The sequence below is a fragment of the Pseudomonas sp. YH-1 genome, assembly GCF_051990045.1.
Classification (GTDB): domain Bacteria; phylum Pseudomonadota; class Gammaproteobacteria; order Pseudomonadales; family Pseudomonadaceae; genus Pseudomonas; species Pseudomonas nicosulfuronedens.
The window spans coordinates 1,395,917-1,408,731 of the sequence record NZ_CP178184.1; the positions used below are offsets into that span (position 1 = coordinate 1,395,917).

The 12,815-nt window shown below is 64.8% G+C and carries 11 protein-coding genes; 10 read left to right on the top strand and 1 reads right to left on the bottom strand.

Translation table 11 applies throughout. The annotated features are described in order from the left end of the window. The first annotated feature begins 156 nt into the window (after positions 1–156). From trxA to ACKI1H_RS06435, 4 genes are all read left to right on the top strand, one after another. On the top strand, positions 157–483 hold the full coding sequence (gene trxA, locus ACKI1H_RS06420; protein ID WP_015475045.1) for a thioredoxin TrxA: 327 nt from the start codon (positions 157–159) through the stop codon (positions 481–483). A gap of 237 nt (positions 484–720) precedes the next feature. Next, positions 721–1,983, top strand: coding sequence for a transcription termination factor Rho (gene rho, locus ACKI1H_RS06425; protein ID WP_015475046.1), 1,263 nt, complete (start codon positions 721–723; stop codon positions 1,981–1,983). A gap of 105 nt (positions 1,984–2,088) precedes the next feature. After that, a complete protein-coding gene (gene ubiD / locus ACKI1H_RS06430) occupies positions 2,089–3,555 on the top strand; it encodes a 4-hydroxy-3-polyprenylbenzoate decarboxylase (protein ID WP_440467938.1) in 1,467 nt (488 codons plus the stop codon). Positions 3,556–3,621: 66 nt separating this feature from the next. Next, positions 3,622–4,590, top strand: a complete 969-nt coding sequence (locus tag ACKI1H_RS06435) for a CDP-6-deoxy-delta-3,4-glucoseen reductase (protein WP_440467939.1) — start codon at positions 3,622–3,624, stop codon at positions 4,588–4,590. Positions 4,591–4,735: 145 nt separating this feature from the next. Here ACKI1H_RS06435 and ACKI1H_RS06440 read toward each other — a convergent pair whose 3' ends face one another. After that, the gene (locus ACKI1H_RS06440; protein ID WP_440467940.1) at positions 4,736–5,656 is read right to left on the bottom strand and encodes a LysR substrate-binding domain-containing protein; all 921 of its coding nucleotides are present in this window, start codon (positions 5,654–5,656) and stop codon (positions 4,736–4,738) included. 249 nt (positions 5,657–5,905) lie between these two features. Between ACKI1H_RS06440 and ACKI1H_RS06445 the strand changes: the two genes are divergently transcribed. The 6 genes from ACKI1H_RS06445 to ACKI1H_RS06470 all read left to right on the top strand — a co-directional run bounded on the left by ACKI1H_RS06445 (position 5,906) and on the right by ACKI1H_RS06470 (position 12,811). Beyond that, positions 5,906–7,024, top strand: coding sequence for an ABC transporter ATP-binding protein (locus ACKI1H_RS06445; RefSeq protein ID WP_440467941.1), 1,119 nt, complete (start codon positions 5,906–5,908; stop codon positions 7,022–7,024). A 12-nt stretch (positions 7,025–7,036) separates the two neighbouring features. After that, positions 7,037–7,963 (top strand): ABC transporter permease, encoded by a 927-nt coding sequence (locus tag ACKI1H_RS06450; protein ID WP_088415887.1) that lies wholly within the window; start codon positions 7,037–7,039, stop codon positions 7,961–7,963. After that, on the top strand, positions 7,963–8,769 hold the full coding sequence (locus ACKI1H_RS06455) for an ABC transporter permease (RefSeq protein ID WP_017521375.1): 807 nt from the start codon (positions 7,963–7,965) through the stop codon (positions 8,767–8,769). Before ACKI1H_RS06450 ends, ACKI1H_RS06455 begins: the two co-directional genes overlap by 1 nt. A gap of 21 nt (positions 8,770–8,790) precedes the next feature. After that, entirely contained in the window at positions 8,791–9,840 is a 1,050-nt protein-coding gene (locus ACKI1H_RS06460; RefSeq protein ID WP_440467942.1) for an ABC transporter substrate-binding protein, read from the top strand. A 169-nt stretch (positions 9,841–10,009) separates the two neighbouring features. Then, positions 10,010–11,467, top strand: a complete 1,458-nt coding sequence (locus tag ACKI1H_RS06465) for an amidase (RefSeq protein ID WP_440467943.1) — start codon at positions 10,010–10,012, stop codon at positions 11,465–11,467. A gap of 24 nt (positions 11,468–11,491) precedes the next feature. Further along, positions 11,492–12,811, top strand: coding sequence for a malonyl-CoA decarboxylase (locus ACKI1H_RS06470; protein ID WP_440467944.1), 1,320 nt, complete (start codon positions 11,492–11,494; stop codon positions 12,809–12,811). Positions 12,812–12,815: the final 4 nt, after the last annotated feature.

A 12,815-nucleotide genomic window follows, 5' to 3' on the forward strand; every position in this document is an offset into this window, starting at 1 on the left:
GCCATTTTAGGCAGGTAGTGCCAATGAAGGGGTTGTCACCGATCAGAAGTCACCGCGGCAGCGATAGATACACTCAATCGGCTGCGCCTTTCGGTGTGGGCCGAGGCGGGATATGATGGCGGACACTTTTTCGCATCCGATTGACGGAGAGAATACATGAGCGAACATATCGTCAATGTTACCGATGCCAGCTTCGAGCAGGACGTACTGAAGTCCGACGGTCCCGTGCTGGTCGACTACTGGGCCGAATGGTGCGGCCCGTGCAAGATGATTGCCCCGGTACTCGACGAGATCGCCAAGGACTATCAGGGCAAGCTGAAAGTCTGCAAGCTGAACATCGACGAGAACCAGGACACCCCGCCGAAGTACGGCGTGCGTGGCATTCCGACCCTGATGCTGTTCAAGGGCGGCAACGTCGAAGCGACCAAGGTCGGCGCACTGTCCAAGTCGCAGCTGGCTGCCTTCCTCGACAGCAACATCTAAGTCGAGAAGTCCTGAAAACCCCCGCCAATGCGCGGGGTTTTTCGTTATTGCCCCTAGACGCTCCGAAACTCGGGTGTTAAATTCGGGCGCACAACGATTATTTCGTTGTCCCCTGCAAGCCGTCGCCGACGCACTTCCTATTCGAATTCCAAGCGATCCTGTCCGTCATCTACGGCGCGGCTCTTCAAGCATCACGCTTGTTCCCTTTTCCCCTTTCAGCGTATTTACGTCCCTTCTATGAATCTGACCGAACTCAAGCAAAAGCCGATTGCCGAATTGCTGGAAATGTCCGATGCCATGGGCCTGGAAAACATGGCCCGTTCGCGCAAGCAGGACATCATCTTCGCACTGCTGAAAAAGCACGCGAAAAGCGGCGAGGAAATCTCCGGTGACGGCGTGCTGGAGATTCTCCAGGATGGCTTCGGCTTCCTGCGCTCCGCCGATTCCTCGTACCTGGCCGGCCCGGACGACATCTATGTCTCGCCCAGCCAGATCCGTCGCTTCAACCTGCGCACGGGCGATACCATCATCGGCAAGATTCGGCCGCCGAAGGAAGGCGAGCGTTACTTCGCTCTGCTGAAAGTCGACTCGATCAACTTCGATCGTCCGGAGAACGCGAAGAACAAGATTCTCTTCGAGAACCTGACGCCGCTGTTTCCGACCAAGCGCCTGACCATGGAGGCCGGCAACGGCTCCACCGAGGACCTCACCGGCCGTGTGATCGACCTCTGCTCGCCGATCGGCAAGGGCCAGCGCGGCCTGATCGTCGCCCCGCCGAAAGCGGGCAAGACCATCATGCTGCAGAACATCGCCTCGAACATCACCCGTAATAACCCCGAGTGCCACCTGATCGTCCTGCTGATCGACGAGCGCCCGGAAGAAGTGACCGAGATGCAGCGCACCGTGCGCGGCGAAGTGGTTGCCTCCACCTTCGACGAACCGCCGACCCGCCACGTGCAGGTCGCCGAGATGGTGATCGAGAAGGCCAAGCGCCTGGTCGAGCACAAGAAGGACGTGATCATCCTGCTCGACTCCATCACCCGCCTGGCCCGTGCCTACAACACCGTGATCCCCAGCTCCGGCAAGGTGCTCACCGGTGGTGTCGACGCCCACGCCCTGGAAAAGCCCAAGCGCTTCTTCGGTGCGGCGCGCAACATCGAGGAAGGCGGTTCGCTGACCATCCTCGCCACCGCGCTGATCGAAACCGGCTCGAAGATGGACGAAGTGATCTACGAGGAATTCAAGGGTACCGGTAACTCGGAACTGATCCTCGACCGTCGCATCTCGGAAAAACGCGTGTTCCCGGCGATCAACATCAACCGCTCGGGCACCCGCCGCGAAGAGCTGCTCACCGGTGAGGAAGAGCTGCAGCGCATGTGGATCCTGCGCAAGATCCTGCACCCGATGGACGAGATCGCCGCGGTCGAATTCCTGCTGGACAAGCTGCGCCAGACCAAGACCAACGACGAGTTCTTCGACTCGATGAAGCGCAGCAAGTAAGCGCTCTGCGAGACCAACGAGGCCGGGGAAACCCGGCCTTCGTGTTTCTGCCTGGCGCTGATAGGCGGTAGACTGTCGCATCATCCTGCCGCCATCGAGACCCTCATGCAGTATCGCGACCTGCGCGAGTTCATCGCTGCCCTGGAGCAGCGCGGACAGCTCAAGCGCATCCAGGCGCCGGTATCCCCGGTGCTGGAAATGACCGAGGTGTGCGACCGCACCCTGCGCGCCAAGGGCCCGGCCCTGCTGTTCGAAAAGCCCACCGGCTTCGACATGCCCGTGCTCGGCAACCTGTTCGGAACACCCGAGCGCGTCGCCCTGGGCATGGGCGCCGAGGACGTCTCCGAGCTGCGCGAGATCGGCAAGCTGCTGGCCTTCCTCAAGGAACCCGAGCCGCCCAAGGGGCTGAAGGACGCCTGGTCCAAGCTGCCGATCTTCAAGAAGGTCATCAACATGGCGCCCAAGGTCCTGAAGGACGCGCCGTGCCAGGAAGTGATCGAGGAGGGCGACGCTGTCGACCTGTCGAAGCTGCCAGTGCAGACTTGCTGGCCCGGCGACGTCGCGCCGCTGATCACCTGGGGCCTGACGGTCACCCGCGGGCCGAACAAGGAACGGCAGAACCTGGGCATCTACCGCCAGCAGGTGATCGGCCGCAACAAGGTCATCATGCGCTGGCTCAGCCACCGTGGCGGCGCGCTGGACTTCCGCGAATGGTGCCAGAAGCATCCCGGCCAGCCTTATCCGGTGGCTGTGGCCCTGGGTGCGGACCCGGCGACCATCCTCGGCGCGGTGACCCCGGTGCCGGACAACCTTTCCGAATACGCCTTCGCCGGCCTGCTGCGCGGGCACAAGACCGAGCTGGTCAAGTGCATCGGCAGTGACCTGCAGGTGCCGGCCAGCGCCGAGATCGTCCTCGAAGGGGTGATCCATCCCGGCGAGATGGCCGATGAAGGCCCGTACGGCGACCACACCGGCTACTACAACGAGGTGGACCGCTTCCCGGTGTTCACCGTCGAGCGCATCACCCGGCGGCAGAAACCGATCTACCACAGTACCTACACCGGCCGTCCGCCGGATGAGCCGGCGATCCTCGGCGTGGCGCTGAACGAAGTCTTCGTGCCGATCCTGCAGAAGCAGTTCCCCGAGATCACCGACTTCTATCTGCCGCCCGAGGGCTGTTCCTACCGCATGGCGGTGGTGACCATGAAGAAGCAGTACCCCGGCCATGCCAAGCGCGTGATGCTGGGTGTCTGGTCGTTCCTGCGACAGTTCATGTACACCAAGTTCGTTATCGTCACCGACAACGACATCAACGCCCGCGACTGGAACGATGTGATCTGGGCCATCACCACGCGCATGGACCCCAAGCGCGATACGGTGATGATCGACAACACCCCGATCGACTACCTGGACTTCGCTTCGCCGATCTCCGGCCTGGGCTCGAAGATGGGCCTGGACGCCACCCACAAGTGGCCGGGTGAGACCAGCCGCGAATGGGGCCGGGTGATCGAGAAGGACCCGGCGGTGACTCGCCGCGTCGACGAAATCTGGGCGAGCCTGGGTATCGATTGATACCTGTGGTGCCCAGCCGGACCGGGCAGCGCCCGGTTCGGAAAAACAGAAGAACGAGAACATCGCTTGAAAGTGACCTTGCAACCCTCCGGCGCCCAGCTTGAGCTGAAACCCGGAGAACGTATCCTCGACGGTGCCCGGCGCCTGGGCTACGACTGCCCGCAAAGCTGTCGCAACGGCAACTGCCATATCTGCGCGGCGCTGCTGGTGGAAGGCCGTGTGCGCCAGGAGGGCGAGGTGCGCGACCACGGTGAGCTCTTCACCTGCCTGGCCGAGCCGCTGGAAGACTGCGTGCTGCATTGGGACGGTGTGCTGGCTCCTGGCGAGCTGCCGGTGCGCAAGCTGTCCTGCCAACTGACCTTCTGCGAGCCGGTCGGTGGTGATGTCTGGCGCGTGCGCCTGCGTGCTCCGGCCGGCAAGCCGCCGCGCTACCACGCTGGGCAGTACGTGTTGATCGAGCGTGAGGGCAGCGATCCGGCGGCCTTTTCCCTGGCCTCCGCGCCGCAGGAAGGGCGAGACCTGGAACTGCACATCCTGGCCCGCGAGAACAGCGCCATCGACCTGCTGACCCAGTTGCAACGCGACCGCTTCGCCCGCGTGCAGATGCCTTTCGGCGACGCGCACCTGGCCGACCTGCCGGACGGCCCGCTGGTGCTGATCGCCGCGGGTACCGGCATGGCGCAGATGCACAGCCTGATCGAGTTCTGTCGTGCCAGCGGCTTCGCCCACCCGGTCCACCTGTACTGGGGTGTGCGGCGCCCGGAAGATTTCTACGAGCTGCCACACTGGGAGCAGTGGGAAAGCGTGCCCAATCTGCATTTGCACAAGATCGTCAGCGACCTGTGCGGTTGGCAGGGGCGCTGCGGCCTGTTGCACGAAGCGGTGTGCGAGGACTTCGCCGAGCTGTCTGGTCTGCGGGTTTACGCCAGCGGTTCGCCGGCGATGGTCTATGGCACGTTGGATGCGCTGGTGGCGGCGGGGATGGACCCGCATCAGATGCGCGCCGACGTCTTCGCCTACGCGCCGCGGGGCTGATTCGGAGGGAGGCTGCTTTCTGTAGGAGCGAGCTTGCTCGCGAACTGGAGTGGCCAGGTATACCGAAGCTGGGCGGGTTCGCGAGCAAGCTCGCTCCTACCGGTTTACCCCGGCGCTATAGAGTGCGGCCGGAGTGTTTGGCCGATCATTCAGCCGAATCGGCCACGCGGTCCGTGCTGAGAGAAAACTCCTCCTGCAGCGCCGCACGAATCCAGTCCTCGAACCAGGCCACGTCGGCGCTCACCGCGCCGGTGGGCAGCAGCAGTTGGTAGCTCTCCAGCGGTACTTCCTCGGGCAGTGGTCGCACCAGCGTGCCGGCGGCGAGCTGGTGCTTGACCAGCACCAGGTTGGCCAGGGCGATGCCGTGGCCGGCCTCGGCCATGGACAGCGCGTGGTCGTTGCTGACATAGAGCACGTCGGAGTTCACCCGCAGGTCCAGCCCGATGGTGGACAGCCAGAGGTTCCACCATTCGCCGTCATCGACGTGGATCAGCTTGTGCTGCGCCAGCTCGTGCACGCTGGTCAGCGGGCCATGCTGTTCGAGGTAGGAGGGTGAGCACACCGGGAAAACCGCCGGCCGCACCAGCGTGCTGTGACACTGCGGATAGACGCCGGGAAGCCCGTAGACTATCCCAAGATCGGCGCTTTTGCCGTCTACTTCGGTGAAAGTCGGGTTGGGTTCCACTGCCACCTTCAGGCCGGGGCGCTGCTGGCGCAGGGTTTCCAGGCGCGGCATCAGCCAGCGCTTGGCGAAGGCCGGCACCACCAGGATCTTCAGCCAGCGCGCGGTGCCGCCGGGGGCCAGTTCATGGCCGGCGTCGGCGATCTGCTGCAGGGCTGTGGATATCTTCGCGTAATAGCGCTGCCCGGCCGGCGTCAGGCTTACCCCGCGCGGTGTGCGCTCGAACAGCTGCACGCCCAGCCAGTCCTCCAGCAGCTTCACGTGACGGCCGATGGCCGGCTGCGTCACATGCAGGTCTTTCGAGGCGGCGACATAGCTGCCCAGCCGGGCGGCGGCCTCGAAGGCGCGAACGGCATTGAGCGGCGGAAGACGCTGGATGGACATGGACGCAAGTCTCGGTGGCGAGCCCGGGTATCAGCTCAGCTATTAATTTATTTAACAGCGAATGTAAGAAAATTGAGCTTTTCGCTCAACCACCTTTCTTTGAATATCGGCTCCAGCAGCATCACCACAATATCGAGCCGAACCCACGGCCAGCGCTGCATCCAGCGTTTACTCCAGCCCTGCCAGAACAACTACAAGATCCCCCGGCCGCCAGCGTGCGGCGGACGGGAAGGATGCGGAGGTTTCACCATGAATGCCCTGCACAGCCTGCAGACGGCGGCGGTCTCTATCCGCTCCGTGCGCAAGGTCTACGGCGACCCGGCCAGCGGTCCCGTCGCGCTCAAATGTGTCGACCTGGACATCCGCGACAACGAATTCTTCACCCTGCTCGGCCCCTCGGGCTGCGGCAAGACCACTCTGCTGCGGATGATCGCCGGCTTCGAGTTCCCCACCTCCGGGGAAATCCAGCTCTACGGCGAGAACATCGCCGACCGCCCGCCGTTCGAGCGCCCGGTCAACACGGTGTTCCAGCACTACGCGTTGTTCCCGCACATGACCATCGCCGAGAACCTCGCCTTCGGCCTGGAATCCCACCCGATGGGCCAGCGCATGAGCAAGGCGCAGGTCGCCGAGCGCGTCCGCGAGATGCTCGCCCTGGTGCAGATGGAGCGCTTCGCCCAGCGCAAGCCGACCCAGCTCTCCGGCGGCCAGCAGCAGCGCGTCGCCCTGGCCCGCGCGTTGGCGCCACATCCCAAGGTGCTGCTGCTCGACGAGCCACTGTCCGCGCTCGATCTCAAGCTGCGCCAGGCCATGCGCGAAGAGCTCAAGGCGATCCAGTCCAAGACCGGCATCACCTTCATCTTCGTCACCCATGACCAGGAAGAAGCCCTGACCATGTCCGACCGCATCGCCGTGCTCTCCGAGGGCGAGGTGCAGCAGGTCGGCCGTCCGGACGACATCTACGAACACCCGCGCAACCGCTTCGTCGCCGATTTCATCGGCGAGACCAACTTCCTCCCGGCTCGCGTCGAGAACTTCGACGGCGAGCGCGCGTACTACCGGATTGCCGGCGACCAACTGATCGAGGCCGGCAGCCGCGAAGGCCTGAAGGTCGGCGCCGAGGTCACCCTGTCGATCCGTCCGGAGCGCCTGCAACTGGTGGCCGAGGACACGCCGTCCGCCACCCCCTGCAGCGTCGTCCAGCAGATCTACCTGGGCACCGACCTGCAGTATCAGGTCGAGCTTCAGGACGGCAGCAAGCTGACCGTGCGTGCGCCGAACAGCGCTGGCCAGCGTGGCCGCCTGGTCGCCGGGCAACGCGCCGGGCTGCTGTTCGAAAAAGGCAGCGCCAGCGTCCTGGTGGACTGAGCGGAGGTGAACATGAACCGGTTATCCACAACCTCCGGCAATGCGCTGGAGCGGCGCCAGGCGCTGCGCAGCTTCCTCGGCGTATCCCCCGCACTGGTCTCCATCGGGCTGTTCCTGATCGTGCCGATCTTCATCGTGGTCGGTTACTCGCTGATGCAGGCCAACCCCTACGGCGGGGTGAACCCGCACTTCAGCGTCGACGCCTACGTCTCGCTGCTGTTCGAGCGCCAGCTCGACGACAGCCTGGCCTTCGCCGACTCGTACATGGTGATCGCCCTGCGCTCCATCGGCATCGCCGCGGCGACCACCGTCATCACCTTGCTGGTGGGCTTCCCGGTGGCGGTGTGGCTGGCGATGCAGCCGGCGCACCGCCGCGGCCTGCTGATCTTCCTGATCACCGTGCCGTTCTGGGCCAATCTGCTGATCCGCACCTACGCCTGGATCCTGCTGCTGCGCGGCACCGGCGTGGTCAACGGCACGCTGATGAGCCTGGGCGTGATCAACCAGCCGCTGAACCTGCTCTATACCGACGGCGCGGTGCTGCTGGGCCTGGTCTACACCTATGCGCCCTTCGTCGTGCTGCCGATCTACGCCACCCTCGAGAAGATGGACATGCGCCTGCTCGAAGCGGCCCAGGACCTCTACGCCGGGCGTATCCGCACCCTGCGCAAGGTCGTCCTGCCGATCGCCCGTCCGGGCATCCTGGCCGGCGCGATCCTCACCTTCGTGCCGTGCCTGGGCGCGATGATCGCCCCCGAGCTGCTCGGCGGCGGCACCAAGATGATGCTCGGCAACCTGATCTTCCGGCAGTTCAGCGACTCGCGGAACTGGCCCTTTGGTGCGGCGCTGTCGCTGGTGCTGATGGGCGCGGTGATGCTGGTGCTGATGTTCTACGCGATGCGCGCCGAACGCCTGCGCATCGCCCGGGGAGGTGAGTGATGCTCTCGCTGCTGACTAAACGCCGTCTGGGCGTACAGGATTTCCGTGGCTTCGGCGTCCTGAGCTTCCTGTTCTACCTGTACCTCTACGCGCCCATCGTGGTGCTGGTGGTGCTGTCGTTCAACGCCAACCAGTCCGCCACCGTGTGGACCGGCTTCAGCCTCGACTGGTACCGCGCCGCCTTCGCCAACCAGGCACTGCGCCAGGCCGCCGGCAACAGCCTGCTGATCGCCGTCTGCGCCAGCGTGATTGCCACGGCGATCGCCACCCTGGCTGCGCTGGGCACCTCGCGCGGGGCCAAGTTCAAGGGCCTGCGCCTGTCCATGGGGGCGATCATGCTGCCGCTGGTGCTGCCGGAGATCGTGGTCGGCGTCGCCACCCTGGCGCTGTTCTCCACCCTCGGCCTGTCGCTGGGCTACGGCAACCTGATCATCGCCCACACGGTGTTCTGCATCCCGTTCGCCTATCTGCCGATCCGTGCCCGCCTCAACGACATGGACCTGTCCCTGGAACAGGCCGCCGCCGACCTCTACGCCGGGCCCTGGCGGACTTTCCGCAAGGTTACCCTGCCGCTGCTGATGCCGGGGATCTTCTCCGGGCTGATGCTGGCCTTCATCGTCTCGCTGGATAACTTCGTGATCTCGATGATGGTCTCCCAGGCCGGCACCACCACCTTGCCGATCTTCATCTTCGGCCTGCTGCGCATGGGCGTGACGCCCGATGTGAACGCGGTGTCGACCCTGATCCTCGGCGTTTCCGTGCTGTTCGTAACCCTGTCGTTCCTGCTCGGCAAGAAGAAGGCCTGAGCCCACATACCGGAGTAGAAGATGAGCAAACTGATCGCTGCTGTAGGGGCCTCGCTGACGCTGGGCATGGCTGCTTCTGTTTACATGAGCGGCGCGCAAGCCGCCGAGCAACTGAACGTGGTGAGCTGGAGTGGTTACTTCACCCCGCAGATCCTGGAGAAGTTCGAGAAGGAAAGCGGCATCAAGGTGACCGTGGATTCCTACGATTCCAACGAAACCCTGCTGGCCAAGCTCAAACAGGGCGGCGCCGGCTACGACGTGGCGATTCCCTCCCACGCCTTCGTACCGATCCTGATCCAGGAAAAGCTGCTGGAGCGCTTCGACCCGGCCAGCCAACCGTACTACGCCAATGTCGAAGACAACCTGAAGAAGCCCGCCTGGGACCCAGAAGGCGCCTACGCCGTGCCCTTCATCTGGGGCACCACCAGCGTGGTGCTGGACAGCGCCAAGTACAGCGGCCCGGCTGACAGCTACTCGGTGCTGTTCACTCCGCCCAAGGAGCTGCAGGGCAAGATCAACATGTTCGACTCGGCCAGCGAGGTGATCGACACCGCCAGCCTCTACCTGGGCATTCCGCTGTGCAGCGAGGACCCCAAGCAGATGCAACAGGTGTTGACCCTGCTGAAGAACCAGAAACCCTTCGTGAAGACCTACAGCTCCAAGGCCGGCTCGATCCGCGAGAACCTGGCCTCGGGCGAAGTCGACATGTCGATGTTCTGGGGCGGCTCGTCGATGCGTGCGCGTGAGATGAAGTCCAGCCTGAAGTACCTCTACCCGAAAGAGGGCGTGATGGCCTGGGTGGACAACCTGGTGATCCCGGCCGGCGCCAAGCACCCGGAGAGCGCGAAGAAGTTCATCGCCTTCCTCAGCCAGCCGGAGAACTCGGCGATGACCCAGAACTTCCTCAAGCACCAGAGCCCGATCAAGGGTGTGGAACCCTTCCTCGATGCCAGCCTCAAGGATGCGCCGGAACTGCACATCCCCGAGGGCACCAAGGTGGTGTTCAGCAAGACCTGCGGCGAAGGCGCGATCCGCCTGGCCGACCGTATCTGGACCAACCTGATGCGCTGATCCCCGACCGGGAAAGCCACAGACCGACGCTGCTCGCGTCCACCTTCATGGGCGTGGCGGCAGCGTTCGGCCTGAAGAACGCAACAAGCCCCGCCCGACGGCGGGGTCGCTGAACCCGACTTATGCTTCCCGCCTGCCGGAAGCGACTGATGAAAGAAGGCCGCGCTCCATGAGCCAGAATAAGCACAACGAACTCGTCCAGCTCCAGGCCCACGAACTGGCCCAACGCATCCGCCTGCGCCAGGTGTCCTGCCGCGAGGTGATGCAGGCGCACCTTGAGCAGATCGAGCGCTTCAACCCGGCGGTCAATGCCATCGTCAGCCAGCAACCCGACGACCTTCTGCTGGCCGAAGCCGACCAGCGCGATGCCGAACTGGCGCGTGGCGAATACCGTGGCTGGATGCACGGCCTGCCTCACGCGGTGAAGGACCTGTCGCTGACTCAGGGCATCCGCACCACCCTCGGTTCGCCGCTGTTCCGCGACTACCTGCCCGAGCGCGACGGCATCATGGTCGAGCGCATCAAGGCGGCTGGCGCGATCATCATCGGCAAGACCAACACTCCCGAATTCGGCCTCGGCTCCCACAGCTACAACCCGATCTTCGGTGCCACCGGCTGCGCCTATGCGCCCGAACGCACCGCTGGTGGCAGCAGCGGTGGTGCGGCGGCGGCCCTGGCGCTGCAAATGGTTCCGGTGGCCGACGGCAGCGACATGATGGGCTCGCTGCGCAATCCGGCGGCCTTCAACAACATCATCGGCTTCCGTCCGTCCCAGGGCCGCGTGCCCTTCGACGACAGCGCCGACCTGTTCATCGACCAGCTCGGCTACGAAGGCCCGATGGGCCGCAGCGTGCGCGACGTGGCTTTGTTGCTGTCGGTACAGGCCGGCGGCGATGCCCGTGCGCCGCTGTCCATCGCCGAGAGCGGCGAGCAGTTTGCCGGCAAGCTGGAGCGTGACTTCAAGGGCGCACGGCTGGGCTGGCTGGGCGACCTGGGTGGTCACCTGGCGATGGAGAAGGGCGTGCTGGAGCTTTGTCGCCAGTCCTTTGCCGACTTCGAGGCCATCGGCTGCCAGGTCGAAGACACGGCCCTGGGCTTCTCCGCTGAGCGTCTCTGGGACACCTGGCGCACCCTGCGTCACTGGATGGTTGCCGGCTCTCTGGGCGCCGCCTATACCGACCAGGCCAAGCGCGAATTGCTCAAGCCCGAGGCTATCTGGGAAGTGGAGAACGGCCTGAAGCTCTCCGCCATGGACGTGTTCCGCGCTTCCGCCGCGCGCAGCGACTGGTACCGCGCGATCAGCAAGCTGTTCGAACGCTATGACTACCTGTTGTTGCCCAGTGCCCAGGTGTTCCCGTTCGACAAGGCCTGGGACTGGCCGAAAGATATCGCCGGCAAGGCCATGGACACCTACCACCGCTGGATGGAGGTGGTGATCCCGGCCACCCTGTCCGGTTGCCCGGCGGCCAACGTACCGGTGGGCTTCAATGAGCAGGGCCTGCCCATGGGCCTGCAGATCATCGGCAGGCACCAGGCCGACATGGCTGTGCTGCAACTGGCCCACGCCTATGAGCAGGCTTCGCGCTGGTACCAGCGCTGCCCGCCGCCCATGCTCAAGGGCGACTGATTTATCCACAAGCGAGGGGGACGCATGAATATCAGCTTCTTCCAGGAACTGCTGCAGAGCATCAGCGAGCGCGGCCGGCAATTGCTCGAGTCGCGCGAGCCGGCGCCGGCCAATGCCCGGGCGCTGGCGCAGGCCTGCCGCAAACTGATTTCCGGCCACGGCGAGGCGTCCGGCGTGGCGCTGGCGCGGCAGGTGCTGTGCACCTACCGCGACTGCCCGGAGGAGCAGCAGAAGGCCTTCTTCGACACACTGCTCAAGGATTTCGCACCGCCTCAAGAGGCGCTGGCCGAAGCCTGCCAGCGCTATCTGGACGATCCCTCGTCGGCCAACACCACGAAGCTGTTCGAGGCCTGCGAGCCGCCACGGCAGGAGCTGTTCCGCCGCCTCAACCAGGCGCCGGGCGGCACCGCCGAGCTGATCGCCATGCGCCGCCGATTGCTCGGTGAGCTCAAGGGCCGGCCCGAGCTGGCGGCGGTGGACCATGACCTGCAGCACCTGCTGGCGTCCTGGTTCAACCGTGGTTTCCTGGTGCTGCGACGCATCGACTGGTCGACACCGGCATCGATCCTGGAAAAGATCATCAAGTACGAGGCCGTCCATGCCATCAAGGACTGGGACGACCTGCGCAGCCGCCTGCAACCGGCCGACCGTCGCTGCTTCGCCTTCTTCCACCCGGCCCTGGCCGACGAGCCGCTGATCTTCGTCGAAGTGGCGCTGACCCGTGCGATGCCCGGTGCGATTGCTGACATCCTGGATGCCAAGCCCGCTGATCCGTCGGCGGATGAGCCCGACACCGCCGTGTTCTACTCCATCAGCAACTGCCAGGACGGCCTGCGCGGCATCTCCTTCGGCAACTTCCTGATCAAGCAGGTGGTGGAGGAGTTGGCGCGGGAGATTCCGAGCCTGCGCCAGTACGTCACCCTGTCGCCGGTACCCGGCTTCCGCCGCTGGCTCAACGGCCTGGGCGACGACCCGCAACTGGGCGCGGCGGCTGCCGACCTGCTCAAGGCGCTCAAGCCCGACGCGCCGCCACCGCCGCGCACTGAAGAACCCATGCTGGCGCTGGCCGCCGAGTATTTCCTGCACGCCAAGAACGGCGCCGGCCTGCCGCTTGACCCGGTGGCGCGCTTCCACCTCGGCAACGGTGCCCGCCTGGAGCGCCTGAACTGGCGCGGCGACCTGTCCGCCAGCGGCCTGCGCCAGGCCGCCGGGCTGATGGTCAACTACCGCTACGAACTGCGCCAGATCGAAAAGAACCACGAAGCCTACGCCAACCAGGGCGCGGTCGCGGCCTCACCCGAGGTGCGCAAGTTGGCCACCCTGACGGCGAAAACAAAACGCTAGGACC

Coding starts and splice junctions, on each gene's coding strand:
- ACKI1H_RS06460 (WP_440467942.1), top strand. CDS start 8,791: ATGAGCAAACTGATCGCTGCTGTAGGGGCCTCGCTGACGCTGGGCATG.
- ACKI1H_RS06470 (WP_440467944.1), top strand. CDS start 11,492: ATGAATATCAGCTTCTTCCAGGAACTGCTGCAGAGCATCAGCGAGCGC.
- ACKI1H_RS06445 (WP_440467941.1), top strand. CDS start 5,906: ATGAATGCCCTGCACAGCCTGCAGACGGCGGCGGTCTCTATCCGCTCC.
- ubiD (WP_440467938.1), top strand. CDS start 2,089: ATGCAGTATCGCGACCTGCGCGAGTTCATCGCTGCCCTGGAGCAGCGC.
- trxA (WP_015475045.1), top strand. CDS start 157: ATGAGCGAACATATCGTCAATGTTACCGATGCCAGCTTCGAGCAGGAC.
- ACKI1H_RS06450 (WP_088415887.1), top strand. CDS start 7,037: ATGAACCGGTTATCCACAACCTCCGGCAATGCGCTGGAGCGGCGCCAG.
- ACKI1H_RS06455 (WP_017521375.1), top strand. CDS start 7,963: ATGCTCTCGCTGCTGACTAAACGCCGTCTGGGCGTACAGGATTTCCGT.
- ACKI1H_RS06465 (WP_440467943.1), top strand. CDS start 10,010: ATGAGCCAGAATAAGCACAACGAACTCGTCCAGCTCCAGGCCCACGAA.
- rho (WP_015475046.1), top strand. CDS start 721: ATGAATCTGACCGAACTCAAGCAAAAGCCGATTGCCGAATTGCTGGAA.
- ACKI1H_RS06440 (WP_440467940.1), bottom strand. CDS start 5,656: ATGTCCATCCAGCGTCTTCCGCCGCTCAATGCCGTTCGCGCCTTCGAG.